The organism is Variovorax sp. Varisp36 (assembly GCF_047304235.1).
Lineage (GTDB): Bacteria > Pseudomonadota > Gammaproteobacteria > Burkholderiales > Burkholderiaceae_C > Variovorax.
Window position 1 is genome coordinate 13,486 of record NZ_JBGLYU010000033.1, and the last position, 25,788, is coordinate 39,273.

Genomic DNA, 25,788 nt, shown 5'->3' on the forward strand with positions numbered 1-25,788 from the left:
CCCGCATGCTCCGCTTCCGAAGCCTCGGCAGCGGCAGCACGGGCAACGCCGCGCTGGTCGAAGCGACCAGCGCCGGCCGCACCTCCCGCCTCCTGATCGACTGCGGCTTCGGCCTCAAGCAGCTCGATCTGCGGCTGGCCCAGGCAGGCCTCGCCGCCAGCGACATCGATGCGGTCTTCGTCACGCACGAGCACGGCGACCACATCGGCTGCGCCCATTCGCTGTCGCGGCGCAACCGCATCCCCGTCTGGATGAGCGAAGGCACGTGGCTCGCCGCCGGCGGGCGCGATTTCGAGGGCCTGCTGAACCTGGCGCGCGACGACGCCGAGTTCGAGGTCGGCGACATCTGCGTGCAGCCCTTCACCGTGCCCCACGATGCGCGCGAGCCGCTGCAGCTTCGCTGCACCGACGGCAACCGCACGCTGGGCGTATTGACGGATCTGGGCCACGCCACGGCCCACGTGCTGGCCCGCCTGAGCGGCGTGCATGCGCTGCTGCTGGAGTTCAACCACGACAGCGATCTGCTGGCCAATTCGGCCTATCCGCCCTTTCTCAAGCATCGTGTCGGCGGCAACTACGGCCACCTGTCGAACACGGCCGCCGCAGAGATCGCACGCGCGGTGCTGCACGACGGCTTGCGCCACGTGGTGGCTGCACACCTGAGCGAGCAGAACAATCGACCCGAGATCGTGCGCCGCCTGATGGCCGAGGCCCTCGGCGGCGACGAGGCCGAGATGCTCACCGCCACGGCATCGCAGGGCTCGCCCTGGCTCGACGTATGAGCCGCGCGATCCTCACGCTCTCCTAAGAAAAAAAGCCGCCTCGTGGCGGCTTTCATCATGGCGGGTGCCGAGGCCTGGCCTATTGCTTCGGCGCTTCGTTCTTCTTCGCTGCCTCGGTGGCTGCGTTCGCCGCGTCGAGCGCGGACGATGCGCCGGGCGCCGGCGTTGCCGCCCCCGATGCGGCCGGATCGGTGGCAGGCGCGGGTTCGGTCACGGGCGCAGGAGGCGGCGTCACGACAGCCGGCGCAGCATCCTCCTTCTTTCCGCAGGCGACGAGCGCGGCAGCGGCAATCAGCGAGGCAACCAGGACGGACGATGACTTCTTCATGGAATCTCCTTTGGCAATGAAGGTCTGGAACGAAAAAATTCTAGACCTGCCCACCTGTCCGAATATGTCTCGCGGCCGCATTCGCGGCATTGGCTTACAAGCCCAATGTCGATGCCGGAAACGCCGGCCGCGCGATGCGCCAGCATTCGTCGATCGATTCGCGCAAGGCGCGGCGGGCGGGCGCATCGGTGCCGCTCACGCCGCGGCTGCGCTCGGGGTCGATGCGATGCACGAACCAGGTGGGCGTCCAGATGGCGCTGGGCACTTCGGAGCCCGCGGCCTTGCCGGTCGCGCGGCATTCGATGATGTGGTCCCACATGCGGCGCCACGGCACGAAGCGCGCATGGCCGCGTTCGAGTACATCGAAGCGCTGGGCGAGCAGCACGAAGCGGCGGCCGCTTGCCGACCAGGCCTGCAACGCCTCGATGCTCGCGCGCTCGCCCAACGGCCAGTCGGCAAAGTCGGGGTCGCTGAAGACGATCTCCTTCCAGCCCTCCCGCGCGGCGGCCGACAGTGCGGCACGCAGGATCGCATCGAAGGCTTCGCGGCCATCGAAGCGGCCTTCGCTCAGTGGCGATCCGGTGTGATCATTCGGCATGAAGCCAACCTGCCTCGCACCATTCGCCGAGCAGCGCGAGAGCGCCTTCGCTGGCACGGGCCAGCTCGCGGGAATCCAGCGCGCGCCGGTCGGCAAGGCGGCGCATCAGCGTAGCGTCGGACCCTCCCGCGCGAAAGCTCTCGCCGTTGATGTAGATGTGCCGCGTGTCGTAGAGCATGCGCGTGCGGCGGTCGAGTGCCACGCGCTGCATTGCATCGGGTGCTTCGCCGCCTTCGCCGAACCAGACATTGGCCTTGGGCTCGGTGAGCGACTCGCCAAGTGCGCGATCGACGGCATCGGCATCGCGCAGTGCGGCCTCGATGGCCTTGCGGGCGAAGCCCTGCAATGCGGCGGGCATCTGCGCGGGTGCATCGACCGCCGGCTGCATCGGGTCACGGTAGCGCGCCAGCTCGGCAGGCCCCGCATCTTCCAGGTCTTCGGCGTACGCCTGCGCCATGCGCGCCAGCAGGTCGGCGCCGAGTTCGCCCAATGCGGACGAACGCAGGCCGATGGAACAGGTCATGCAGTCGTCACCCACGGCCACGCCGTCGTGGGCATAGCGCGGCGGCAGGTACAGCATGTCGCCGGGTTCGAGCACGAAGGTCTGCTCGGGTTCGAAGTTCTCGAGGATCTTGAGCGGCACGCCCGGCTGCAGGCGCAGGTCGCTCTGCTTGCCGATGGACCAGCGGCGACGCCCCTGCGCCTGCAGCAGAAACACGTCGTAGCTGTCGAAATGCGCGCCTACCCCGCCGGTATCGCTGGCATAGCTGATCATCAGGTCGTCGAGGCGAGCGTCGGGCAGAAAGCGAAACTGCTGCAACAGTTCGTGTACGCCTTCGTGATGCAGGTCGACGCCCTGCACCAGCAGCGTCCAGGCGGGTTGCTTCAACGGCGGCAAGGCACGCCGGGCCAGCGGCCCATGCTTGAGCGACCAGCCGGCCTTGCCATGCCGGATGAGCCGCGATTCGACCTCCTCGCGTTCGGCCAGCGCGAACAACGCAGCACGTTCGATCGGTGGCACCATCGCGGGTATCGCCTGTCGGACGAGAAAGGGTTTTTTCTGCCAGTGCCGCCGCATGAACTGCGCGGCACTCAGGCCGCCGAGCAATGGCAGGGGTTGATTGATCTCCATGGGAGAATTCTGCAATGGAAATCTCTGAACAATGCGTGGTCGGCCTGACCTGGACCATGAAAGACACGCTCGGCGACGTGCTGGACGTGCTCGACGAGCCGGTGGAATTCATGGTCGGCGGCGACGACCTCTTCGACGTGATCGAAGCGGCCCTGCAAGGCCATGAGCCCGGCGCCCGGGTGCAGCTGCAGATCGAACCCGAACAGGGCTTCGGCGACTTCAACGACCAGTTGCTCTTCCTGGAGCCGCGCTCGCTTTTTCCCGAAGGCACGGAAGAAGGCATGACCTTCGACGGCTCCGCCCTTCCCAAGGGCGTGAACAGCGACATTCCAAAAGACGCGATCTACACCGTGGCCGAGATCTATCCGGAGCATCTGGTGCTGGACGGCAACCATCCGCTGGCAGGCATCGCGATCCGGCTCGACATCACAGTGCGCTCCGTGCGCGAGGCCACCGAAGAGGAAGTCGGCCGCGGCTCGGCGGGCACGGGCTTCTTCAAGGTCGCGCCGATGGCACCGGGCAACCATACGCTGCATTGAGGCTCTGTCAGCCAAAGAAAAAGCCGAGCATGCTCGGCTTTTTTGCGTACGGAAGATCGTCGACGGCTACATGCGCGAGATCTGGCCGTTGTCGATGCGCACACGGTCGCCGATGCGCAGGTCGCCCGGGCTTTGCACATCGAAGGCGCGGTAACCGCCGTTGTCGGTCTGCACCGACACGCGATAGGTTTCATAGGCACGTGGCCCGTTCTGCTGAGCCTCGATGGTGTTGCCCAGCAGGGCGCCGCCCACGATGCCCAGCGCGGTGGCCGCTGCACGTCCATTGCCGCGTCCGAACTGGTTGCCCACCACACCACCGATGACCCCGCCGGCGACAGCGCCGCCGCCGGTGGTGCCGGTGCCGGCTGTTTCGCTGCGCAGCACCTCGATGTTGGCCACGTGGCCGTACTCGACGTAGGAAGCTTCGCGGTACTGGATGGCCTGCGGGGGCGCCTGGTACGGATAGCGCGAGGTCTGGTAGACGGGCGCCGGTGCCACGCATGCCGTGAGCGTGGCCACGGCCAGCACGGAAGCGGTGACGGAAACAAAGCGCATTGAGATCTTCATGTTGGAGGCTCCTCGGATAGAACAGTGCACGAATGATGAATGCATGCACCCTGCGTGTGCCTGACTAACGCCGCAGCGTCCGCCGCGATGACGCCAGAACACACACTGAAACCTTCGAGGCCGCCCGGCCTTCGCCAGTTCCAGTCTTTACCGCCCCGAAACTCAGCTTCCCTTCAGCATTTGCTCAATGTTTGCCCGTGGAGCCGTAGCCGCCCTCGCCGCGTTGCGAAGGTGCAAAGTCTGTGACCACCCGAAATTGCGCCTGTACCACGGGGACGATCACCAATTGGGCGAGCCGCTCCATCGGCTGCAGCACGAAGGGTGTGTCGCTGCGGTTCCAGGCGCTGATCTTCAGTTCGCCCTGGTAGTCGCTGTCGATCAGGCCGACGAGGTTGCCGAGCACGATGCCGTGCTTGTGGCCCAGCCCCGAGCGCGGAAGGATCAGCGCCGCATAGGCCGGGTCGGCCAGGTGGATCGCGATGCCCGTGCCCACCAGCTGCCAGCCGTTGGGCTCCAGCGTGATCGGGGCATCGAGGCAGGCCCGCAGGTCGAGGCCGGCGCTTCCAGGGGTGGCATATGCGGGCAATTGATCCACCATGCGCGGATCGAGGATACGGACGTCGACTTTCACTTTTGCTTGCTGCCTTGCTTCTGTTGCTGTTCTCTTTGCTTGCGGGCCGCCTCTTCCAGCACCTGCTGCCATTTGGCGACGCCGGGGGTGAGCTTCACGCCCTTCAATTTCTTGCCGAACCAGATGGCCACGCCCGCCAGCAGGAGCAGCACGCCGAAAGGCACGCCGGCGGCCCACAGCACGAGGAACACCAGCGCGCCGACGGCACCCAGCACCTTGAGGGTCAGGGGGTCGAAGGAGCCAGGCTCCTTCTTCGGCACTTCGCCATTCGGCAGTTCTGCGCTGCGCTGCATGGCCGCGCTCACCGGCCCCTGCTGGCCGGGTGACGGGCCCATGCCGACGTCGAGCCCGGGCTCGCCCTCTTTCGCAGCCCGCTTCGGCAGCGCGGCCTGCGCCGACAGCCGCTCGACATAACGGGCGAAGTCGCCGTTCGGTGGCGTGTTCCACTGGGGATGGGGATTCATCAGGCCCTCCAGTCGGGAAGTCGGGCGGCAATCTCGGCCATGAGTTCTCGCGCCAGCGTGAGCTTGGGCGCGCGCGTGAGCTCGCGCACGCCCTTGGCATCCACCAGCAGCAGCGCGTTGTCGTCCTGCCCGAAGGTCAGCGGGCCGATGTTGCCCACCAGCAGCGGAATGCCCTTGCGCTCGCGCTTGGCCTTGGCGTGCTCGGCGAGGTTCTCGCTCTCCGCCGCGAAGCCCACGCAGAAGAGCTTTCGGGCCTGTGCCCGCTCGCTCTTGGCAACGCTCAGGAGGATGTCGGCGTTCTCGACGAACTCGAGCACCGGCGTCTTGCCGCTGCCGTCCTTCTTGATCTTCTGATCGCTCTGCGTGGCCGGACGCCAGTCGGCCACGGCGGCAGTCGCTACAAAAATGCTAGCAGACTGCGCGGCATGGGTGGTCACTTCGAGCATGTCCTGCGCCGACAGCACGTCGAGGCGCGTCACGCCGCGCGGGGTCGGCAGATGCACCGGGCCGGCCACCAGGGTGACCTCGGCCCCCGCCTCGCGGGCCGCGCGGGCGATGGCAAAGCCCATCTTGCCGGACGAATGGTTGGTGATGCCGCGGATCGGGTCGAGCGCCTCGAAGGTCGGGCCGGCCGTGACCAGCACTTTCTGCCCCGCCAGCAGCTTGGGCTGGAAGAAGGCCGTGATGTCCTCCAGCAGCTGCGCAGGTTCGAGCATGCGCCCATCGCCCGTTTCGCCGCAGGCCTGCCAGCCGCTGCCCACGCCCAGCACGGTTGCGCCGTCGGCCGCCACCTGCATCAGGTTGCGCTGGGTGGCGGGATGGGCCCACATCTCGCGGTTCATGGCCGGCGCGATCAGCAGCGCAACGCGGTCCATCGGGCGGGCCAGGCACATCAGGCTCAGCAGGTCGTCGGCGCGGCCCTGCACGAGGCGAGCGATAAAGTCGGCGCTGCAAGGCGCCAGCACGATCGCATCGGCCTCGCGACTGAGGTTGATGTGCGGCATGTTGTTGGGCTCGCGCGTGTCCCACTGCGAGGTGTAGACGGTGCGGCCCGAGAGCGCCTGCATGGTCACCGGGGTGATGAACTCCTCGGCCGCCTCGGTCATCACGACCTGGACAGTAGCCCCGGCCTTCACGAACAGCCGGCACAGCTCGGCCGACTTGTAGCAGGCGATGCCTCCGGTGAGGCCAAGGACGATGTGTTTGCCGGCGAGATCTTGCATGGGCCGTATTGTTGCTCATAGGCCATCGAACAAACGGCAACAAGCCCTTGGCGGGGGGTGTCGCAAAGGGCACATCTATAATCGCAATTTCCCACTGCCCGGATTCACGCATCCGGAACTGGCATGACCAAATTTGTCTTCGTCACCGGTGGTGTCGTATCTTCCCTTGGCAAGGGAATCGCCTCCGCCTCGCTCGCCGCGATCCTCGAATCGCGCGGCCTCCAAGTCACCCTCATCAAGCTCGATCCGTACATCAATGTCGACCCCGGCACGATGTCGCCCTTCCAGCATGGGGAAGTGTTCGTCACCGATGACGGCGCCGAGACCGACCTCGACCTCGGCCACTACGAGCGCTTCATCAACACGCGGATGCGCAAGGCCAACAACTTCACGACCGGCCAGATCTACAAGACCGTGCTCGAGAAGGAACGCCGCGGCGACTACCTCGGCAAGACGGTGCAGGTGATCCCGCACATCACCAACGAGATCCAGGAATACATCAAGCGCGGCGCCGGCATCGGCACGGCGCACGAGGTGGACGTGGCCATCGTCGAGATCGGCGGCACCGTGGGCGACATCGAGTCGCTGCCCTTCCTCGAAGCGGTACGCCAGATGAGCCTGCGCAACGGTCCGAACAACTCGGCCTTCGTGCACCTGAGCTACGTGCCCTGGATCGCCGCCGCCGGCGAACTCAAGACCAAGCCGACGCAGCACACTGCCAAGGAACTGCGCGCCATCGGCATCCAGGCCGACGTGCTGCTGTGCCGCGCCGACCGGCCGATTCCCGACGACGAGCGCGCCAAGATCTCGCTGTTCTCGAACGTGCCCGAGTGGGGCGTGATCTCCATGTGGGATGTGGACACCATCTACAAGGTGCCCCGCATGCTGCACGAACAGGGCCTGGACGGCCTGATCTGCGACAAGCTGCGCATCAACACGCCGCCCGCCAAGCTGCAGCGCTGGGACGACCTGGTCTACGAGGTCGAGCATCCGCAAAAGGAAGTGTCGATTGCCATGGTCGGCAAGTACGTCGACCTGTCGGACAGCTACAAGTCGCTGAACGAAGCACTGCGCCACGCCGGCATGAAGAACCATGCCCGGGTGAAGATCGACTACATCGACTCCGAGACCATCTCGGCACAAGACGTGTCGCGCCTGGCCAAGTACGACGCCATCCTGGTGCCCGGCGGCTTCGGCCAGCGCGGCGTCGAGGGCAAGATCTCGGCGGCCCGCTTCGCCCGCGAAGGCAAGGTGCCCTACCTCGGCATCTGCCTGGGAATGCAGGTTGCCACCATCGAATACGCCCGCCACGTGGCCGGCCTGAAGAACGCCAACAGCACCGAGTTCGACCCCGAGACGCCCACCCCCGTGATCGCGCTGATCACCGAGTGGAAGGACCGCGACGGCACCGTGAAGACGCGCGATGAGAAGTCAGACCTCGGCGGCACCATGCGCCTGGGCGCGCAAAGCTCCGACGTCACGCCCGGCACGCTGGCCCACAGCATCTACGGCGACGTGGTCACCGAGCGTCACCGCCACCGCTACGAAGCCAACGTCAACTTCCTCGACGAACTGCGCAACGCCGGCCTGGTGATCTCCGCGCTCACGCAGCGCGAGCATCTGACCGAAATCGTCGAGCTGCCGCAGGACGTGCACCCGTGGTTCATGGGCGTGCAGTTCCACCCCGAGTTCAAGTCGACGCCATGGGGCGGCCACCCGCTGTTCAACGCCTTCATCAAGGCGGCGCTCGACCACAAGGAAAAGGGCGCGGGCAGCACCAACAAGACGTTGAAGGCTGTCGCATGAGCAGCGGCTACGTCATCGCCCACGTCGAGGTCACGAACCCGACGCAGTACGAGGAATACAAGAAGTGGTCCAGCGCCGCGATGCAGGCGCATGGCGCCGAAGTGTGCGTGCGCGGCGGCCAGGTGCAGCCGCTCGAGGGCGACTGGAAGCCCACGCGCGTGGTGATCCTCAAGTTCCCCAGCTTCGAGAAGGCCAAGGCCTTCTACGAGACGCCCGAGTACCTCCAGGCGCGCGAGGCGCGTGCCGGCGCCGCGATCATGAACATGATCGCCGTCGAGGGCCTCTGATCCCCATTTATTCATCCGCCAAAGAGACCAGAAAGAGAAAGACAGAAGATGAGTGCAATCGTTGACATCGTCGGCCGCGAAATTCTCGACAGCCGAGGCAACCCCACCGTCGAGTGCGACGTGCTGCTCGAATCGGGCACCATGGGCCGCGCGGCCGTGCCCTCGGGCGCATCGACCGGTTCGCGCGAGGCCATCGAGCTGCGCGACGGCGACAAGAGCCGCTACCTCGGCAAGGGCGTGCTCAAGGCCGTGGAGAACATCAACACCGAGATCTCGGAAGCCGTGCTGGGCCTCGACGCCAGCGAACAGGCCTTCCTCGATCGCACGATGATCGACCTCGACGGCACCGACAACAAGGGCCGCCTGGGCGCCAACGCCACGCTCGCCGTGTCGATGGCCGTGGCCCGCGCCGCTGCGGAAGAGTCGGGCCTGCCGCTGTACCGCTACTTCGGCGGCATGGGCGGCATGCAGTTGCCGGTGCCGATGATGAACGTCATCAACGGCGGCGCGCACGCCAACAACAGCCTCGACCTGCAGGAGTTCATGATCATCCCCGTGGGCGCCAAGAGCTTCCGCGAGGCGGTGCGCTACGGCGCCGAAGTGTTCCATGCCCTGAAGAAGATCCTGGGCGATCGCGGCATCAGCACGGCGGTCGGCGACGAAGGCGGCTTCGCCCCCAGCGTCGAGAGCCATGAAGCAGCCATCCAGCTGATCCTGGAAGCCATCGACAAGGCCGGCTACACCGCTGGCGAACAGATCGCCCTGGGCCTCGATTGCGCGGCCAGCGAGTTCTACAAGGACGGCAAGTACGTGCTGTCGGGCGAGAACCTCTCGCTCACGGCCGAAAGCTGGACCGACATGCTCGCGAACTGGGTCGACAAGTACCCGATCATCAGCATCGAGGACGGCATGCACGAAGGCGACTGGGACGGCTGGAAGCACCTGACCGAACGCCTGGGCAAGCGCGTGCAGCTGGTGGGCGACGACCTGTTCGTCACCAACACCAAGATCCTGCAAGAGGGCATCGACAAGGGCATCGCCAACTCGATCCTCATCAAGATCAACCAGATCGGCACGCTGACCGAAACCTTCGCCGCCATCGAGATGGCCAAGCGCGCGGGCTACACCGCCGTCATCTCGCACCGCTCGGGCGAAACCGAGGACAGCACCATCGCCGACATCGCGGTGGGCACCAACGCCGGCCAGATCAAGACCGGTTCGCTCTCGCGTTCGGACCGCATCGCCAAGTACAACCAGCTGCTGCGCATCGAAGAAGATCTCGGCGACATCGCCGTGTACCCCGGCCGCGGCGCGTTCTACAACCTGAAGTAACGCCCGGACGCCACGCGGCATGCGCGCCCGCCTCGTTCCTCCGATCGTCCTGTTGCTCCTGCTGGCCATCCTGCAGTGGCAGCTCTGGAACGGGCGCGGCAGCGTGCGCGACGTGGCCCAGCTGCGCACCAAGCTGGCCGACCAGAAAGAAGCCAACGCCAAGGCCACGCTGACCAACGAGCGCCTGACCTCCGAGGTCAACGACCTCAAGAACGGCCTCGAGATGGTCGAGGAGCGCGCGCGCGCGGAGCTCGGCATGGTCAAACCGAACGAAGTGTTCGTACAGATCGCTCACTAGGATGACCCCCAGTCTTCGCGCACTTCGTGTCGCTTCGCCAACCCCCTTCCAGGGGGCGACACCAGCGGCCCGGCAAAGCCGGTTCCGCGGTGTCCCACGCACAGACTGCGACGGTGCCCTCCGGGGGTGAACCTGATCCTCGAGCTTCTCTCGGCCCCGGCATTCCTGCTCTGGGGCTCTCCTGTCAGCTGGCTCGAATTCATCGCAGCCGTGCTGGCTCTCGGCATGGTCGGCTGCAACATGCGCGAGATTCACTGGGGATGGCCGCTGGCCATCATCAGTTCGCTGCTCTACGTCGTGGTGTTCGCCAAGGCGCGCATCTACGGCGATGCCTCGCTCCAGGTCTTCTTCGCCTTCGTCGCCCTGTGGGGCTGGGCGCAATGGCTGCGTGGCCACCGGGCCGACGGCAGCGCCTTGCATGTCGCCCGGCTCTCGCCGCGCGGCATCGCTTTCACTCTAGCCGCCTGCGCACTGGCATGGCCGGCCGTCGCCCTCTTCCTGCGCCGTTTCACCGACACCGACGTGCCCTGGTGGGACGGCTTCGCCACCGGCCTGAGCCTGGTCGGGCAGTTCCTGCTCGGGCGCAAGTTCATCGAGAACTGGCTGATCTGGCTGGCCGTGAACATCGTGAGCGTGGGCCTGTTCATCCACAAAGGGTTGTGGCTCACCGTGGGCCTGTATGCGGTGTTCGCCGTGCTCAGCGTGGCCGGCTACGTCGCGTGGCGGCAGCGCATGCCGGCCGAGGCGGTACGCGCATGACGCCCACGCTGCCGACCGGCTGTGTCATCGCACTCGTGGGCGCCGAGAGCACCGGCAAGACCGAGCTGGCCCGCGCCATCGCGCAGCGCCTGAAGGACCGCGGCACGCCGACGATGCTGGTGAGCGAGTACCTGCGCGAATGGTGCGAACGCGAAGCCCGCACGCCGCGCCCCGACGAGCAACGGGCCATCGCCGAAGAGCAGACCCGCCGCATCGAGGCCGCAGCCGCCTCCGGCGTGGTGGTGGCCGACACCACGGCGCTCATGACGGCTGTCTACAGCGAGCAGCTGTTCGCCGACACCACGCTCTACGACAGCGCGCTGGCCGCGCAGCGGCGCTATGCCATCACGCTGCTCACCGCGCTCGACCTGCCCTGGATGGCCGACGACATGCGCGACGGCCCGCACGCGCGCCAGCCCACCGACACGCTGGTGCGCGCCGCGCTCGCGGGCGCGAAGCTCTCGTACGCCGTGGTGCATGGCACGGGCGGCGAGCGGCTCGCCAATGCCTGGAACGCCATCAATTCCATCGCCGGCAGCGAGGGCCGGCCCCGCGCGCACACCCAGTCCGACGCGAAGCCCGCCTCGTGGTCATGGCCTTGCGAGAAGTGTTCCGACCCGGAATGCGAACATAAGCTTTTCAGCGACCTGATCGCGCGCCGCGAGTAGCGCGCCCCATCCCATCACCGGAGACCCGATGCCTCATCGTTCCGTCGCGCGTGTCGCCCTGATCTGCAGCGCCTTCGCCGCGCTGCTGCCGGCTACCGCAGCCCCTGTCGCCGCCACCGTCGAGAACGGCACCACGACCACCGCCTGCGCAGAGGAAGACAACGTGTCGCTGACCTTGCGCGGCGACGGGATCCGCCGCCTGCGCATCGAGGCACTGCAGCCCGACTACCTCGACAAGGTCGGCGACGACGTCACCAAGCCCGACTTCTCGGGCTGCAACTTCGACGGCGGGGCCCACCCGACCGACCCGGCGCACCGCTTCCGCAAACGCACCGTCGTGCTGATGGACAACGCGCAGTGGCGCATCGTCGGCATGACACTGCCCACCTTCTGGCGGCCGCAGCGCGTGCCCGTGCAGATCGGCAAGCGCAAGGACGGCGGCTTTCACCTGCTGCAGGTGTTCAAAAAAGAGAACGGCAAAGCGCTTGAAGCGATCGTTCTCTACCCGTCCGATGGCTACTGGCGCATCAAGCCGCTGCCCGAGGCCCGCTTCGGCGACGGGGCGTATGGCTCGTCGTTCCTGCTCGGCCCGGTCGAGGCGGCGGCGCGGCCGGTGGTGAACATCGCGTCGATCCGCATCGTGCCCCGGCCGCTGGCCATCCAGGTGCGCTTCACCGACGGCGGCAGCGCCGTGGTGCGCGTGGACGAAATCAGCCGCACACGCACCGCGCTCGACGTGACGCTCTCGAAGCCCACCGCGAGCGCTCAGCCCTTCGCGGTGCTGCGCTCGATGTACGTCGCGCCCGACAACGCCGACGTGAGCGAGGTGCGCTGGCAGTCAGCGCCGCAGGCCGCGGCGCAAACCCTGCCGTTGCCCGAGGTCAAGTCGCTCAACGCCACGCACGTTCGCTTCGGGCGCAGCCAGCCTTCGCGCCACAACACCAGCGCACCCGACATCGTGTTCGGCGGCTTCGACGATTGAATGCCGAACGTGCGCGCCTCGACGCGCAGTGCTACTCGATGCCCAGGTCTGCGATGAAGCGCTCTCGCCGTTCGAGCGCCTTCAGCGCCTTCTTGCCCAGGCTGGTCGCGACCAGGTTCAGCAGGCCTTCGCAGAAGATGACATAGGCGCCCATCGAATTGCTGAAGAAGGTGCTGCCGTGCGGCACGAAGAAGGCGTGCTTCGCGAAGGCCGCGAGCGGCGACGCGCGGTGGTCGGTGATGGCGATGACGATCACGCCGGCCTTGGCGGCAGCGGCCGCCGTCTCGGCGATGCTGCGCGTGTAGGGCTCGACGCTCGTCACCACCACGAGGTCGCCGGGCTGCAACTGGGCCAGCCCCTCGGCCACGCCCAGCCCGTGCGGATCGAGCAGGGCCACGTCGCCGCGCACCATCGCCAACCCATAGGCCAGGAAACTTGCCAACGCGCTGAACTGCCGAAGACCATGCACCCGAACCCGCGGGGCCGTGGCCAGCAGCCGGGCCGCCTGCTGCAGTTCGTCGGCCGAGAGCTGCGCGAGGAAGCCTTCGGTGTTGGCGATCGAGTCCTTGGCAATCTGCACCATGGTGTCGATCTCCGGGCGCTGCCCGGGCCCATCCGACTGCGAGCGCTCCGAGGCATGCGCGACCAGGCGGCCGGCCTGCTCGCTGTAGAAATGGCGGTGCCGGGACGCCAGCCCGTCGCGGAACACCGTCTGGAAATCGACGAAGCCGGCATAGCCGAGACGAGTCGCCAGACGCGTCAGCGTCGACGCGTTCACGCCCAGGGATTCGGCGAGTTCGGTGATCGTGCGCACGGCAACCTCTTCCGGTCGCTCGACCAGGCGCGCTAGCACGCTGTGCGCCTTGCCGCCCATCGAAATCAGCGCATCGCCCCGCCCCACGCGCACCGTCAGCGCACGCAGTGCCTCGACCGTTCGAGGCGGCGAAGCGCCATCGTTCTCGGCGTCAGGTGGGTTGGGTTCGCTGGCTTTTTTCGATGCTTGCATGGCCGTCGATCATATGGAACCGCGGCGGCTGCGCTGGATGCTCGTACACCTGCCATTCGACGCACGAAGGGCCGATGCGGATGTCCGCGGTCGCCATCGTGTTCTCGCCGTCGCTGTCGGCCGGATCGGTGCGCAGGATCGGGAACGACGCATCACCGCTGTCGGCCAGCAGGCGCAGCGGATCGCCGTCGGCCAGCAAGGCATCGCCGCGCAGTTGCCGGTGCCGCGACGAGCCGGTGACGATCTGCGGCAGATCGCTCAGCGCGGCATGCAGCGCGTGGTTGGCATGCAGCCTCCGGCCAGCGACCTCGACGACCGAACAGGCTTCTGAGCTGAACTCCACGCTGAGCAGTTCGGGCGTGGACCGGTGCGCCACGGTCAGGTGGAAGCCGCCTGCACGTTCGTTCGATGCAAGCAGCGCGCGCACCTCGCGCAGGCTGGCCGCTTCGAGCAGTGCCCGCGTGAGAACCATCCGTGGGACGCCGGGCCGCACCTTCAGGCATCGCAGGTTGTTGACCGTCATCGCGAAGCCGCCCTCGGTCACGGCGAAGGTGTGGCCCGGCAGCGATCCCGGATAGACGAAGGACGCGAAGGACGCCCCGCCTTCCACCGCACACACCGCGATCGCGCAATGTCCCGCGAAGGCCGGATCGCCGTCTTCGTTGTGGGTGATGCGGCGCAGCGCACCCGCTTCCTGCACCGTGGTGCAACCGTCCGGTGCCATGGCCCACAAGTCGCCGCGGCTGTTCCACAGGAACACGTCTTCGAACGGCAGTTCCAGCCCGGCGGCGAGGCCCTGCAGCTCGTCCCAGATGCGCGGAAAACGCGTGCGCACCAAGGTGGCCATCGCCTCGGCTGCGGGTGCGCCACGATGGCGCATCACCGTCGCCCAGGCGGGCGAATGCCGCGCATAGTCCTGCAGGGCCGCGGCGCCGAAGCGGCCGAGCATGCGCCCCGTTTCGAAGGGCGATCCCCCGGCCTCAAGGTAATTCAATGTCGGCATGTCACTCCACGTGCTGAAGAAAATCGCGCAGGCGTTGGTTCGGCGGGTTGTCCAGCAGTTGCGCCGGCGGCCCGTCGACCGTGATGTGGCCGTGCTCCATGAAGATCAGCCGTGTCCCGACCTTTCGGGCGAACTGCATCTCGTGGGTCACGACGACCATCGTCATGCCCTCCTCGGCAAGCGACTGCATGACGCGCAGCACCTCCTGGCGCAGTTCCGGGTCGAGCGCGGAGGTCGGCTCGTCGAACAGCATCAGCTTCGGCCTGACGGCCAGTGCGCGTGCAATGGCAACGCGTTGCTGCTGCCCGCCGGAGAGCTCGCTCGGATAGTGGTGCATGCGCTCGGCGAGGCCCACCTTGGCGAGCAGTTCCGCCGCCAGGGCCTGCGCCTGCGACCTGGAGGCGCCGCGCACCTGCCGCGGCCCGAACGCGACGTTCTCGAGCGCCGTCATCTGCGGAAACAGATTGAACTGTTGGAACACCATGCCCGCTTCCTGGCGGATCTCACGCGCCACGGCATTGCCGCCGCGCACGCTCAGCCCGTCCACCAGCAGGTCGCCGCCATTGATCTGCTCGAGCGCGTTGATGCAGCGCAGCAGCGTCGACTTGCCCGAGCCCGAGGGACCGATCAGCACGACGACTTCGCCCGGGCGGATCTGCAGGTTCACGCGATCGAGCACCACATTGGCGCCGAAGTGCTTCTCGACATTCTTGAATTCGACGATGTTCACAGGATGCGCATCCTTCTTTCGACAGTCCGCAGGCCCAGCGTCAGCACGCCGATCAGCAGGAGATAGATCACGGCGACCGCGGTCCAGATCTCGATGGCCCGGAAATTGGCCGCCATGATTTCCTGTCCCTGGCGGGTCAGTTCGCCGACACCGATGACGATGAACAACGAGGTGTCCTTGAGGCTCACGATGAATTGATTGCCGAGCGCCGGCGTCATGCGCCGGAACGCAACCGGGCCGACGACGAAGGCCAGCACGCGCCAGCGCGGCAGGCCCATCGCCAGCCCCGCCTCGCTCAGGCCCTTCGGCACCGAGAGGAACGCGCCGCGGACGATCTCCGCGATGTAGGCGCCGGAGTTGATGACGATGGAGGCAATGGCCGCCGTCATCGGGTCCACGCGCACGCCCAGCAGGCCGGGCAAGGCGAAGTAGATGAACATGACCTGCACCACGATGGGCGTGCCCCGCACGAGGCCCACGTAGGCAAAGCCGAGGCTGGCGACGAAGCGGTTCCCATAGGCGCGCATCAGGCCGAACAGCACGCCCAGCAGCGTGCCGCCCACCAGGCCCGCCACGGTGATGAGCACCGTCAGCTGGGCGCCCTTCAACAATGCCGGCATGGCGCCGGCGATCACTGACCAGTCGAAATCCATGCTCAGGCCTTCGGCGGCTCGGTCTTGAACCACTTGCGGTAGATCGCGGCGTAGCGGCCGTCGGCCTTGATCCTGGCGAGCGCCGTGTTCACCTGCGCCACCAGCGGGCTGCCCTTGGGGAAGCCGATGCCGTACTGCTGCGCCATCATCTGCGGACCGACGGCCTTGGCCTTGCCCGCGCCGGCGGTCGCAATGTAGTAAAGGACGTTCGGTGTGTCGTGCATGGCGGCATCGACGCGGCCGGTCATCAGTTCCAGGTAGGCGTTGTCGATGTTCGGGAACTGGCGCAGTTCGGTGCCCGCGAAATTGGCCTTGGCGTAGTCAGCGGCGGAGGTGCCCGTCTTGATGGCCAGTGTCTTGCCCTTCAGGTCCGCCACACCGGCGATCTTGCTGGCTGTGGGCACCATGAGAATGAATCCGCTGTCGTAGTAGCCGTCGGAGAAGTCGATGGCTTTCTTGCGTTCCTCCTTGATGGTGATGCCGGCCAGCGCCACGTCGACGTTCTTCGTCTGCAGCGCGGGGAGGATTCCGTTGAAGTCCATCGGCTGCAGCTTGTACTCGAGCTTCAGTTCCTTGGCGACGGCGTCCCACAGGTCGATGTCGAAGCCCACGTACTTGTCGCCCTCCTTGAATTCGAAGGGAACGAAGGCCGTGTCGACGGCAACGAGCAATGGGCCGGCCGCCGTGGCGGGGGCGACGATCGACGTGGCGACGACCGCTGCCGCGAGCAGTCGGAGAACGAGTTTCTTCATGACAATCCTTCCGGAGTAAGAGCTCACCGAATTGGTGCAATTGAATTTGCAGTAACTTCAAATTCGCAAATCCATTTGCATAATGTGTGCCATGCCGCAGCGCACGGCAAGCTCGGGTTTGCCCTGAGCGACCTGTGTCGCAATGGCGGGGATCCGCAGGATGGAAAGAAATCGGTCGCGTCGGCCCAGCCGACGGCGGGGCTCGCAGACGGCGTTCGCGAGCGTTGTCGGTGCGTGGCCTTCGGAACCGCGGAATGCGTTCCGACGAGCACCTTGCCGCGACGGTCAAGGTGCTGCGCTGGCCAGAATGGCCAGCCGTCGCTTACTGGACGACCGGGCTGCCCGGGATCTGGTCGCCGAGCGGCGTGAACAGCTGTGCCGCATCGATCGCGTCGAAGCGGTACTGCTTGCCGCAGAAGTCGCAGCCCACCTCGATGTCGCCGCGCTCCGCGAGGATGCTTTCGGCCTCCTCCGCGCCCAGCCCGCGAATCATCTGCGCCACGCGCTCGCGCCCGCAGGTGCACGCGAAATGCGGGCCTTGCAGGCCGGCCTGCGGCTCGAAGCGCAGCAACTTTTCTTCCCAGAACAGGCGGCGCAGGATGGTCTCGACGTCGAGCGTGAGCAGTTCGTCGCGCGTCAGGCTCGAGGCGAGGATCGAGATTCGGTTGTAGTCCTCGTTGCGGCCGATCTGGTCTTCGTTGGCCTGGTCGTGGTCTTTGTCCGAGGTGCCGGAAGTGCCTTCGAGGTTGCCCTCGCCCTTCACCGGCAGGCGCTGGATCAGCAGGCCGGCCGCGACCTTGTCGTCGGCCGCGAGCACCAGCGTGGTGTCGAGCTGCTCGCTCTGCAGCATGTAGTGCTGCAGCACGTCGCTGAGCTTGCCCAGCTTCTCGCCGCCGTCGCCAAAAAGCGGCACCACGCCCTGGTACGGCGTGGCGCCCGGCAGCTTGTCCTTGGGGTCGAGCGTGATGGCGCAGCGGCCCTTGTTGTTCACGTTGACCATGTCGGGCAGGTGCGCATCGGCCGGGAGCTCGCCGATCACCTTGGCGGTGGCGCGCAGGCTCAGGTCGGGCTTGGCCTCGGCCACTGCGACCTTCACGGGACCGTCGCCGAAGATCTGCAGGATCAGCGCGCCGTTGAACTTGATGTTGGACTGCATCAGCGTGGCCGCGGCCGTCATTTCGCCCAGCAGCTCGGCCACGGGCGGCGGATAGGCCCCGGTGGCGGTGTTGGAGGCGCGCCGCGCCAGGATCTCCTGCCACGCATCTGTCAGGCGCACGATCATGCCGCGCACCGGCAGGCCATCGAACAGGAATTTGTGCAGCTCGCTCAAAACGGATCTTCTTTCTGCTGGGCCTGTGGATCAGGCGATTTTCTTCAGGCCCTTCGCATAGCGAACGGCGTTTTTCACATAGTGCTCGGCACCGTGGCGCAAGCGGGCGACGTCTTCGTCGCTGATCGTGCGCATGACCTTGGCGGGCGAACCGAAGATCAGCGAGTTGTCGGGAAACTCCTTGCCCTCGGTCACGACGCTGCCGGCGCCAACGATCGAGTTGCGGCCGATCTTCGCGTTATTCAAGACCACCGCCTGGATCCCGATCAGCGAGTTGTCGCCGATGGTGCAGCCGTGCAGCATGACCTGGTGGCCGATGGTGACGTTCTCGCCGATGGTCAGCGGGCTGCCGGGATCGGAATGCAGCGTCGACATGTCCTGCACGTTGCTGTTGCGTCCGATGGTCATGGTCTCGTTGTCGCCGCGCAGCACGGCGCCGAACCAGATGCTGGCGTTGGCGCCCAGCCGCACGTCGCCGATGACCTCCGCACTGTCGGCAACCCACGCGCCGGTACCGAGTTGCGGCGCAACGCCGTCGAGTTCATAGAGGGCCATCGTGGAGTCTCCGGGGCAAAAACTAGAATTGTAGGGATGCACCCCCGATTGAGCGCGCTGGCCGCGCTGCGACTGACCGATCCTGAACAAAAGGTGGCTGCAACACGCGCTACCGTTGCGCTGGCCGCTACCGATTCCATAGCAACTGCGCCGATCCGCACCGAGGGCGACGATCTCGGCGTGCCGGGCCGCCCCGAACGGCCGCTGCGCGTGGCCGCCACCGCCGTGCAGAAACGCTCGCCCTTCACGCCCGAGGGCCGGGCCGCGCTGATCCATTCGATCTGCCACATCGAGTTCAACGCGATCAACCTCGCGCTCGACGCGGTGTGGCGCTACGACGGGATGCCCGAGGCCTACTACCGCGACTGGCTGCGCGTGGCCGACGAAGAAGCATTGCACTTCACGCTGCTGCATGCGCACCTGCAGGACATGGGGTATCGCTACGGCGACTTCCCCGGCCACGACGGGCTCTGGAACATGTGCGAGAAAACGAAGGACGACGTGCTCGCGCGCATGGCGCTGGTGCCGCGCACGCTCGAAGCGCGCGGGCTCGATGCCACGCCGCTGATCCAGGCCAAGCTGAAGCGCGTGAACACACCCGATGCGCTGCGCGCGGTCGAGATCCTCGACGTCATCCTGCGCGACGAAGTGGGCCACGTGGCCATCGGCAACCACTGGTACCGCTGGCTGTGCGACGGCGCGGGCCTCGATGCCGAAGCGACCTACCCCGCGCTGGTGGCGCGCTACGACGCGCCGCGGCACAAGCCGCCTTTCAACCTCGAAGCGCGCAGGCGGGCGGGGTTCAGCACCGAGGAATTGCGCCAGCTCTCGGCGACGGCGCACCCGGACAAGCGCTGAAGGCCCGTGGCCTATGCCGGCCGCGCGTGCACCACCAGCTTCGGCGTGAAGTATTGGAGCACCTCGCCGTGCTGGTTGCGCGTCTGGCAGCGCATCGTCACCATCGCCCGGCCGGGCTTGGAGCGCGAAGGCGTGATGTCGAGCACTTCGCTCACCACATGCAGCACGTCGCCGGGTCGCGTCGGCTTGGGCCATTGCAGTTCGCCGCCCGAACCGATGATGCCGTCCGCCAAGGGAATGCCACTGTCGACCAGCAGCTTCATCGTGAGCGCGGCCGTGTGCCAGCCGCTTGCCGCAAGGCCGCCGAAGAAGGTGCTCTTTGCGGCCTCTTCGTCGGTGTGGAAGGGCTGCGGGTCGAACTGCTGCGCGAAGGCCTTGATCTGTGCCACGTCGAGCAGGTGTTCGCCGCTCTGGAAACGGTCACCGACCTTCAGGTCTTCAAGGTACAGCTTGGCCATGGGGGTCTCCTCGTTGTGACGGACTTCCCATTCTCGGACGATCAGACGCGCTCGAGGATGGTCGCGATGCCCTGCCCACCGCCGATGCATTGCGTGGCCAGCGCAAAGCGGCCCTTCTCGCGCACCAGCAGCGACGCCGCCTTGCCCGTGATGCGTGCGCCGGTCGCGCCGAGCGGATGGCCGATGGACAAGCCGCCGCCGTCGAGGTTGATCTTCGCGGGGTCGAGGCCCAGGTCGCGGATGCAGGCCAGCGCCTGCGACGAGAACGCCTCGTTGATCTCGATCACGTCGAGGTCGGCTGCGCTCAGGCCGGCGCGCGCCAGTGCCTTGCGGGTCGCGGGGATGGGACCGATGCCCATGATGGCAGGATCGACGCCCACGGTCGCGAACGACCTGATGCGCGCCAGCGCCTGCAGGCCGTGCTTCGCGGCGAAGGCGTCACTGGTGACGAGCACCGCAGCAGCGCCATCGGTCAGCGGCGACGAGGTGCCGGCCGTCACCACGCCGTCTGGGCGGAACGCGGGCTTGAGGTTCGCCAGCGCCTCGGCCGAGGTGGTCGGCCGGATGCAGCCATCGGCATCGACGATGTCGCCGGAGACGAGGCGCACCGGCACGATCTCGCCCGCCAGCCGGCCTTGCGAGCGCGCTTCGGCCGCCTTGCGGTGCGATTCCACCGCGAAGGCTTCCTGGTCGGCACGGCTCACGCTCCAGCGCTGCGCCACGTTCTCGGCCGTCTCGCCCATCGAGATATAGGCATCGGTGCCCTCCTTCAGCTCGGGGTTGGGCGAGAAGTTGAAGCCGCCCTGCGGCACCATCGTCATCGACTCCACGCCGACGCACAAAAAGGCCTCGCCCATGCCTGCCTCGATCTGCGCGGCAGCAATGTGCACGGCCTGCATCGACGAGCCGCAGAAGCGGTTCACCGTCATGCCGCCCACTTCGTGCGGCAGGCCGGCCAGCAGCCCGACGATGCGCGCGAGGTTGTTGCCCTGCGAGGCTTCAGGGTACGCGCAGCCGAGGATCAGGTCTTCGAGCAGCGCAGGGTCGAGGTCCGTGCGCTGCAGCAGGCCGCGCACCACGCCGGCAGCCAGCGTGTCGGGCCGCACCTCGGCGAGGGAGCCCTTCTTCGAGAAATGGAAAGGGGAACGGGCGTAGGCGGAAATGACGGCTTTCATGAAGGTTCTCCAGCAAATTTAAACTACCATCCAATCGGTAGGCATTGAGGTCAAAAAATAAGCACGCCGTGGCGTGCCCGCGTTGGGCCGGGCGGTCAGCCCGGCAATGAACTCCTGAGTTGCGCGATGGCTTCATCGAAGTCGTCCACGCGGCCCGTCATGCGCGCCGACAGCAGCGCGCCCTGACAGACGGAAAACACATAGGCGGCCAGCGAAGCGACCGAGGTGCCCTTCTTTCGCGCCGGCATCAGTGCGCCCAGCACCCCGGTGAGCCACGTCACCTGCGTATTGCGCAGTTCCTGCACGGCCTGGCGCAGTTCGTCGTTGATCACGCCCCATCCGGGCGCCAATGCTCCCGCTGGACACATGCCCGATCCCGCCTTCAGCGTGTTGCGGTACATGCGGAAATACGATTCGAGCGCGTCCTTGGGCTCGCGCGCCCGGCCCGCGTCCCAGTCCTTGAAGCTCTGCGTGGCCCCGCGGATCACCGCGATGCCCAGCGCCTCCTTGGTCGGAAAGTGGTGGTACAGGCTGGCCTTGCGAACGCCGACCGCGTCGGCCACATCCTGGAAGCTGAAGCCCAGGTAGGAACGCGTTTCGATGAAGCCGCGCGCCACCGCGAGGATCTGCTCGCGGGTGCTGCCGGTGACAAGGGCTGTGGCGGAGGTCATCTACCAACTATAAGGTAGGGAATTTCAAGCCGCAATCAGCAGGGTCAATCCGCCTTGATGGCCGCGGCCTTGATGATGCGGCCGTTGCTTTCGAACTCGCTGGCGATCTCTTTCGCAAACGCAGCCGAAGTGCCGCCGGTCGGCACGTTGTCGGTGGCCGCGAGCCTGGCGCGCAGCTCGGCGCTGGCCAGGGCCTTGTTGATCTCGGCGTTGTACCTGGCAATCAGCGCGGGCGGCGTGGCCGCGGGTGCGAAGACGCCGAACAGCGAATTGATGTTCGCCGCGCTGTAGCCCAGTTCGCCCAGCGTGGGCACCTGGGGCAGGCTCTCGAGCCGCGCCGGCGCACCGACGGCCAGCGGACGCAGCTTGCCCGACTGGATGTGGGACGTGAGCGTCGGACTCGCATTGGTCGAGAGAATCTCGAACTGCCCGCCGATGGCGTCGTTCAGCTGCTGGCCGCCGCCCTTGTACGGCACGTGCGTGATGTCGACCCCCGCCGCCGAGCGCAACTGCTCCAGCACGATATGACCCAGCGAAGCCGGCCCCGACGTGGCCCAGCGCAGCGCGCCCGGCTGCACCTTCGCATCGGCGATGAGCGCGCGGAAATCCTTCGCCTTGCTGGCCGGCGTGGCGATCAGCAGCACCGGCGAATACATCACGCTCGCCACCGGCGCGATGTCCTTCAATGGATCGAAGGGCAGCTTGCCGAGGTGCGGGCTCAGCACCAGCGGGCTGATCGCCGAGAAGCCCAGCGTCGCGCCATCGGGCGCGGCCTTGGCGACGGCGTCCATGCCGATGGCGCCGCTCGCGCCGGCCCGGTTGTCGACGATCACCGTGACGCCCAGTTGCGCCGCGAGCCTGTCGCCGAGCGCACGCGCAACGACGTCGCTGACGCCGCCCGCGGGGTACGCCACGATGAGGCGCACCGTCTTGGGAATGGCCTGTGCGTGCGCACCCGAGGCAGCGCACAGTGCCGCGGCTGCGAGGAGCCGGGTTGCCGTGCGGTGCGAAGGCTTCGAGGAAGCGAGGAAATTCATGGGGATTCCTGTCGATCGTCTACGTGGGTTGCATCGGTCCAGCGGCGGCTTGCGCTCGCGAATGAGCCTGGACCTTTCCACCGCATTGTCGGCCCTGGCGAATCAGCGATGTTGAAGCAGGCGCGCCAGCGTCATCGCATTGCCGGGCCGCGGGCTTGTGTGGTGCGCTCAGCCGCGCGGATGATGCTGCGCGTGCAATTGCTTCAGCCGCTCGCGCGCCACGTGGGTGTAGATGGTGGTGGTCGAGATGTCGGCATGGCCCAGCAGCAACTGCACCGCGCGCAGGTCGACCCCGTGGTTCAGCAGGTGCGTGGCAAAGGCATGGCGCAGCGTGTGCGGCGACAGCGGCACGTGGATGCCCGCCGCGGTGGCGTGCTTCTTCACGATGATCCAGAACATCACGCGCGTCATGCCGGCGCCGCGTGCGGTCACGAACAGGTCGGACGTCTGTTGCCCGTCGAGGATGAGGGGGCGCGACTCCTCGAGATAGCGCTCGATCCAGCGCCGCGCCTCACCGCCGAAGGGCACGAGCCGTTCCTTGTTGCCTTTGCCCAGCACACGCAGCACGCCGTCGTTGAGGCTCATGTCGATGGCCTTGAGCGCCACCAGTTCACTCACGCGCAGGCCGCTCGCGTACATCAGCTCGAGCATCGCGCGGTCACGCAGGCCGAGCGGCGATTCGACGTCGGGCGCGGCCAGCAGGTCGTCGACCTGTTTTTCCGACAGCGTCTTGATGGCGCGCGGCATCTGCCGCGCTGGCGCAAGCCGGATGCTCGGGTCCGCCACGACACGGCGCTCGCGCAGCGCCCAACGGTAGTAGCGCTTGAACACCGTGAGCCGGCGGTTGGCCGAAGTGGCCTTGCCCTTGGTCGACAGGCGTGCACCCATGTAGGCTTGCAGGTCGGTCTCTTTCGCGGCATCGAGCCCGGCACCGTTGCGCTGCGCATCGAGCCACTGCGCGAACAGCGCGAGATCGCGGCGGTAGGCGGCCAGCGTGTTCTTCGACAGGCCGTCTTCCAGCCAGAGCGTGTCGATGAAGTCGTCGATATCGGATGTCTGCGTCTGTATCTGCGGAGAGGCCTCGGTCATGCCGTGCAAGATAACAAAAGAAAAAGCCGCCCGGCATGCGGGCGGCTTCGGGGTGCGGGAAAAAAATCTTCAGTCGAGCTTCAGGTTCTGCTTCTTCACGACCTGCTTGTAGACCTCGTACTCGGCCTTGATCTGCGCGGCGAACTGCTCCGGCGTGTTGGCGACGATCAGCGAGCCCGTGTCCTCGATGCGCTTGCGCACGGCCGGTTCTTCCACCGCCTTCTTCACGCCGGCGCTGATCTTGTCGACCACTTCCTTCGGCAGGCCCTTCGGGCCGAGGATGCCGTAGTAGGCCATGCGATTCACCGGCTCCAGGCCCACTTCCTTGAAGGTCGGCACGTTCGGCAGCGCGGCCAGGCGCTGCGGTGCCGACACCACGATCGGGACCAGCCGGCCGCTGGTGATGAAGGGCATGGCCGAGGGGATGTTATCGAACATGATCGGCACCTGGCCGGCCACCACGTCGTTCAGCGCCGGACCCGCGCCGCGGTACGGGATGTGCGTGATGAAGGTGTTGGTCAGGCTCTTGTACAGCTCCATCAGCAGGTGGCCGATACCGCCCGTGCCCGACGAGGCGTACGAATACTTGCCGGGATTCTTCTTGATCTCGGCCACGAACTCGGCGTAGTTCTTGGCGGGGAAGCTCGGGTTGACCGCGATGATGTTCGGCGTGGCCGCGATGTTGATGATCGGCGTGAAGTCGTTGATCGGGTCGTACGGCACCTTGGGGTTGATGGCCGGGTTGGCCGCCGTGCTCGACACCGTGGCAACGCCGAGCTTGTAGCCGTCGGGCGTCGCGCGCGCCGTTTCGGCCGCGCCGACGATGCCGCCGCCACCGGCGCGGTTGATCACCACCACCGGCTGGCCGAGCACCTTGCCCAGCGGGTCGGAGATCACGCGCGCCACGATGTCCGTCGTGCCGCCCGGTGCGAACGGAACGCTCAGCTCGACAGGCTTGTTCGGATAGCCCTGTGCAAAGCTCTGGCCCGCCACCGCGACCAGTGCCGCAGCTCCCACCAGCGTGCTCCATTGACGACGTTGCATCGAAAACTCCTTGATCTGATTGATGTCGAAAAACGAAGCCCGGATGCTAGCGGCTCAGGGGCAGTCCTCGTGCTGTGGATTACCCATGGTCAAGCGGGTTTATCCTCGAAGCGGTGAATTACGCTCAGCTGCTTTTCCCCGACTTCTCCCTCATCGCCATCGGTTGGCTCCTGTGCCGCTACACCGCCCTCGACCGCCGCGTGTGGGACCAGGTCGAGAGCCTGGTTTACTACTTTCTTTTTCCCGTGCTGCTGTTCCACTCGATCGTGCGCAGTCCGCTGGATTTTGGTGCCACGTCGAGCCTGCTCACGGCGGGCGTCGGCGTCGGTGTCTGCGGCATCGCGTTGGCCTACGCCCTGCCCTTCGTTCCGGGCCTGCGCACGCACATCGACCGGCGCGACCACGCGGCCAGCGCACAGATTGCCTTCCGCTTCAACTCGTTCATCTGCCTTGCGCTGGCGGAGCGGCTGGCGGGGTCTGAAGGCCTGCTGCTGATCGCGGTGCTCATCGGCGTTTGCGTGCCCATCTTCAACATCGCAGCCGTGTGGCCGATGACACGGCATGCGCAGACCGGATTCGTGCGGCAGCTCGTGCGCAACCCGCTGATCGTCGCAACGGTGGCCGGCCTGCTCGCGAATGTGCTGGGCCTTGCCGTGCCGACATGGGCGACGCCGACGCTGACGCGCATCGGGGCTGCATCGCTGGCATTGGGACTGCTGGCCGCAGGGGCGGGAATGAAGTTCTCCACGCTGGGGGCAGGCAAGGTGCTGGCCACTTCGGTGCTGGCGATACGGCATCTGCTGCTGCCGCTGGTTGCATGGGGGCTGGCGCTGGCATTGCGGCTGGATGCGACCCAGGCTTCGGTGCTGATGGCTTTTTCGGCTGTACCTACGGCTTCGAGCGCTTATGTGCTGGCTGCGCGCATGGGCTACAACGGGCCCTATGTGGCGGGGCTGGTGACGCTGTCCACCTTGCTGGGTGTCGTGAGCCTGCCGTTTGCCCTGGCGCTGCCCCGGTGAGTACCTTCCCCG

31 protein-coding genes are annotated in these 25,788 nt (G+C 66.7%); 11 read left to right on the forward strand and 20 right to left on the reverse strand.

The features are described from left to right. Positions 1-5: 5 nt before the first annotated feature. Positions 6-782 (forward strand): MBL fold metallo-hydrolase, encoded by a 777-nt coding sequence (locus ACCD11_RS19175; RefSeq protein WP_413315066.1) that lies wholly within the window; start codon positions 6-8, stop codon positions 780-782. Between the two features lie 79 nt (positions 783-861). Here ACCD11_RS19175 and ACCD11_RS19180 read toward each other — a convergent pair whose 3' ends face one another. The 3 genes from ACCD11_RS19180 to ACCD11_RS19190 form a co-directional block, all read right to left on the reverse strand. Then, positions 862-1,110, reverse strand: a complete 249-nt coding sequence (locus tag ACCD11_RS19180) for a hypothetical protein (RefSeq protein WP_413315067.1) — start codon at positions 1,108-1,110, stop codon at positions 862-864. A gap of 94 nt (positions 1,111-1,204) precedes the next feature. Beyond that, complete coding sequence (locus tag ACCD11_RS19185; protein ID WP_413315068.1) at positions 1,205-1,708, reverse strand: hypothetical protein; 504 nt, start codon at positions 1,706-1,708, stop codon at positions 1,205-1,207. After that, positions 1,698-2,840 (reverse strand): JmjC domain-containing protein, encoded by a 1,143-nt coding sequence (locus ACCD11_RS19190; protein ID WP_413315069.1) that lies wholly within the window; start codon positions 2,838-2,840, stop codon positions 1,698-1,700. Before ACCD11_RS19190 ends, ACCD11_RS19185 begins: the two co-directional genes overlap by 11 nt. A 14-nt stretch (positions 2,841-2,854) precedes the next feature. On the opposite strand from ACCD11_RS19190, the gene ACCD11_RS19195 reads away from it, so the two are divergent. Further along, positions 2,855-3,379, forward strand: a complete 525-nt coding sequence (locus ACCD11_RS19195) for an FKBP-type peptidyl-prolyl cis-trans isomerase (RefSeq protein WP_413315070.1) — start codon at positions 2,855-2,857, stop codon at positions 3,377-3,379. A 66-nt stretch (positions 3,380-3,445) separates the two neighbouring features. Here the strand turns inward: ACCD11_RS19195 and ACCD11_RS19200 are convergent, their stop codons facing one another. The 4 genes from ACCD11_RS19200 to coaBC all read right to left on the reverse strand — a co-directional run bounded on the left by ACCD11_RS19200 (position 3,446) and on the right by coaBC (position 6,264). Further along, complete coding sequence (locus tag ACCD11_RS19200) at positions 3,446-3,946, reverse strand: glycine zipper 2TM domain-containing protein (RefSeq protein WP_007835672.1); 501 nt, start codon at positions 3,944-3,946, stop codon at positions 3,446-3,448. A gap of 184 nt (positions 3,947-4,130) precedes the next feature. Beyond that, positions 4,131-4,577 carry a dUTP diphosphatase gene (gene dut / locus ACCD11_RS19205; RefSeq protein WP_007835673.1) on the reverse strand — a complete coding sequence of 149 codons (447 nt, stop codon included), beginning with the start codon at positions 4,575-4,577 and terminating at the stop codon, positions 4,131-4,133. Further along, complete coding sequence (locus ACCD11_RS19210) at positions 4,574-5,041, reverse strand: hypothetical protein (protein WP_007835674.1); 468 nt, start codon at positions 5,039-5,041, stop codon at positions 4,574-4,576. The genes dut and ACCD11_RS19210 overlap by 4 nt, the downstream gene beginning before the upstream one ends. Then, on the reverse strand, positions 5,041-6,264 hold the full coding sequence (coaBC, locus tag ACCD11_RS19215; RefSeq protein WP_413315071.1) for a bifunctional phosphopantothenoylcysteine decarboxylase/phosphopantothenate--cysteine ligase CoaBC: 1,224 nt from the start codon (positions 6,262-6,264) through the stop codon (positions 5,041-5,043). The genes ACCD11_RS19210 and coaBC overlap by 1 nt, the downstream gene beginning before the upstream one ends. Positions 6,265-6,387: 123 nt before the next feature. On the opposite strand from coaBC, the gene ACCD11_RS19220 reads away from it, so the two are divergent. The 7 genes from ACCD11_RS19220 to ACCD11_RS19250 all read left to right on the forward strand — a co-directional run bounded on the left by ACCD11_RS19220 (position 6,388) and on the right by ACCD11_RS19250 (position 12,396). After that, entirely contained in the window at positions 6,388-8,070 is a 1,683-nt protein-coding gene (locus ACCD11_RS19220) for a CTP synthase (protein WP_007835677.1), read from the forward strand. Beyond that, positions 8,067-8,357 (forward strand): DUF1330 domain-containing protein, encoded by a 291-nt coding sequence (locus ACCD11_RS19225; RefSeq protein WP_413315072.1) that lies wholly within the window; start codon positions 8,067-8,069, stop codon positions 8,355-8,357. Before ACCD11_RS19220 ends, ACCD11_RS19225 begins: the two co-directional genes overlap by 4 nt. Before the next feature lie 48 nt (positions 8,358-8,405). Beyond that, on the forward strand, positions 8,406-9,689 hold the full coding sequence (eno, locus tag ACCD11_RS19230) for a phosphopyruvate hydratase (protein ID WP_413315073.1): 1,284 nt from the start codon (positions 8,406-8,408) through the stop codon (positions 9,687-9,689). A gap of 19 nt (positions 9,690-9,708) precedes the next feature. Further along, entirely contained in the window at positions 9,709-9,987 is a 279-nt protein-coding gene (gene ftsB, locus ACCD11_RS19235; protein ID WP_007835683.1) for a cell division protein FtsB, read from the forward strand. 135 nt (positions 9,988-10,122) lie between these two features. After that, positions 10,123-10,746, forward strand: coding sequence for a nicotinamide riboside transporter PnuC (gene pnuC / locus ACCD11_RS19240; protein WP_413315106.1), 624 nt, complete (start codon positions 10,123-10,125; stop codon positions 10,744-10,746). Beyond that, positions 10,743-11,414 carry an AAA family ATPase gene (locus ACCD11_RS19245; RefSeq protein WP_413315074.1) on the forward strand — a complete coding sequence of 224 codons (672 nt, stop codon included), beginning with the start codon at positions 10,743-10,745 and terminating at the stop codon, positions 11,412-11,414. The genes pnuC and ACCD11_RS19245 overlap by 4 nt, the downstream gene beginning before the upstream one ends. 28 nt (positions 11,415-11,442) lie before the next feature. Beyond that, positions 11,443-12,396 (forward strand): hypothetical protein, encoded by a 954-nt coding sequence (locus ACCD11_RS19250; protein ID WP_413315075.1) that lies wholly within the window; start codon positions 11,443-11,445, stop codon positions 12,394-12,396. 31 nt (positions 12,397-12,427) lie between these two features. On the opposite strand, the gene ACCD11_RS19255 is transcribed toward ACCD11_RS19250, so the two are convergent. From ACCD11_RS19255 to ACCD11_RS19285, 7 genes are all read right to left on the reverse strand, one after another. Next, complete coding sequence (locus ACCD11_RS19255; RefSeq protein ID WP_413315076.1) at positions 12,428-13,402, reverse strand: MurR/RpiR family transcriptional regulator; 975 nt, start codon at positions 13,400-13,402, stop codon at positions 12,428-12,430. Then, positions 13,362-14,405 carry a C45 family autoproteolytic acyltransferase/hydolase gene (locus ACCD11_RS19260; protein WP_413315077.1) on the reverse strand — a complete coding sequence of 348 codons (1,044 nt, stop codon included), beginning with the start codon at positions 14,403-14,405 and terminating at the stop codon, positions 13,362-13,364. Before ACCD11_RS19260 ends, ACCD11_RS19255 begins: the two co-directional genes overlap by 41 nt. A gap of 1 nt (position 14,406) precedes the next feature. Then, positions 14,407-15,135 carry a glutamine ABC transporter ATP-binding protein GlnQ gene (gene glnQ, locus ACCD11_RS19265; RefSeq protein WP_413315078.1) on the reverse strand — a complete coding sequence of 243 codons (729 nt, stop codon included), beginning with the start codon at positions 15,133-15,135 and terminating at the stop codon, positions 14,407-14,409. Further along, on the reverse strand, positions 15,132-15,788 hold the full coding sequence (glnP, locus tag ACCD11_RS19270; RefSeq protein WP_413315079.1) for a glutamine ABC transporter permease GlnP: 657 nt from the start codon (positions 15,786-15,788) through the stop codon (positions 15,132-15,134). Before glnP ends, glnQ begins: the two co-directional genes overlap by 4 nt. Before the next feature lie 2 nt (positions 15,789-15,790). Further along, complete coding sequence (gene glnH / locus ACCD11_RS19275) at positions 15,791-16,540, reverse strand: glutamine ABC transporter substrate-binding protein GlnH (RefSeq protein WP_413315080.1); 750 nt, start codon at positions 16,538-16,540, stop codon at positions 15,791-15,793. Positions 16,541-16,862: 322 nt separating this feature from the next. Continuing rightward, on the reverse strand, positions 16,863-17,870 hold the full coding sequence (locus ACCD11_RS19280; protein ID WP_413315081.1) for an Hsp33 family molecular chaperone HslO: 1,008 nt from the start codon (positions 17,868-17,870) through the stop codon (positions 16,863-16,865). Between the two features lie 30 nt (positions 17,871-17,900). After that, positions 17,901-18,425 carry a gamma carbonic anhydrase family protein gene (locus ACCD11_RS19285; RefSeq protein WP_413315082.1) on the reverse strand — a complete coding sequence of 175 codons (525 nt, stop codon included), beginning with the start codon at positions 18,423-18,425 and terminating at the stop codon, positions 17,901-17,903. Positions 18,426-18,461: 36 nt separating this feature from the next. Here ACCD11_RS19285 and ACCD11_RS19290 point away from each other — a divergent pair, with 36 nt between their 5' ends. Continuing rightward, positions 18,462-19,283 carry a ferritin-like domain-containing protein gene (locus ACCD11_RS19290; RefSeq protein ID WP_413315083.1) on the forward strand — a complete coding sequence of 274 codons (822 nt, stop codon included), beginning with the start codon at positions 18,462-18,464 and terminating at the stop codon, positions 19,281-19,283. Positions 19,284-19,294: 11 nt separating this feature from the next. Here the strand turns inward: ACCD11_RS19290 and ACCD11_RS19295 are convergent, their stop codons facing one another. From ACCD11_RS19295 to ACCD11_RS19320, 6 genes are all read right to left on the reverse strand, one after another. Further along, complete coding sequence (locus ACCD11_RS19295; RefSeq protein ID WP_007830874.1) at positions 19,295-19,741, reverse strand: MaoC family dehydratase; 447 nt, start codon at positions 19,739-19,741, stop codon at positions 19,295-19,297. Positions 19,742-19,782: 41 nt separating this feature from the next. Further along, the gene (locus ACCD11_RS19300; protein WP_413315084.1) at positions 19,783-20,916 is read right to left on the reverse strand and encodes a thiolase family protein; all 1,134 of its coding nucleotides are present in this window, start codon (positions 20,914-20,916) and stop codon (positions 19,783-19,785) included. Between the two features lie 95 nt (positions 20,917-21,011). Continuing rightward, the gene (locus ACCD11_RS19305; RefSeq protein ID WP_413315085.1) at positions 21,012-21,587 is read right to left on the reverse strand and encodes a TetR/AcrR family transcriptional regulator; all 576 of its coding nucleotides are present in this window, start codon (positions 21,585-21,587) and stop codon (positions 21,012-21,014) included. Positions 21,588-21,631: 44 nt separating this feature from the next. Further along, positions 21,632-22,624: a Bug family tripartite tricarboxylate transporter substrate binding protein gene (locus ACCD11_RS19310; protein WP_413315086.1), complete on the reverse strand. Its 993-nt coding sequence runs from the start codon at positions 22,622-22,624 to the stop codon at positions 21,632-21,634. A 168-nt stretch (positions 22,625-22,792) separates the two neighbouring features. Further along, positions 22,793-23,713 (reverse strand): site-specific tyrosine recombinase XerD, encoded by a 921-nt coding sequence (gene xerD / locus ACCD11_RS19315; protein WP_413315087.1) that lies wholly within the window; start codon positions 23,711-23,713, stop codon positions 22,793-22,795. Positions 23,714-23,782: 69 nt separating this feature from the next. Then, positions 23,783-24,757 (reverse strand): tripartite tricarboxylate transporter substrate binding protein BugE, encoded by a 975-nt coding sequence (locus ACCD11_RS19320; protein ID WP_413315088.1) that lies wholly within the window; start codon positions 24,755-24,757, stop codon positions 23,783-23,785. A gap of 101 nt (positions 24,758-24,858) precedes the next feature. Here ACCD11_RS19320 and ACCD11_RS19325 point away from each other — a divergent pair, with 101 nt between their 5' ends. Continuing rightward, positions 24,859-25,776 carry an AEC family transporter gene (locus ACCD11_RS19325; protein ID WP_193386539.1) on the forward strand — a complete coding sequence of 306 codons (918 nt, stop codon included), beginning with the start codon at positions 24,859-24,861 and terminating at the stop codon, positions 25,774-25,776. Positions 25,777-25,788: the final 12 nt, after the last annotated feature.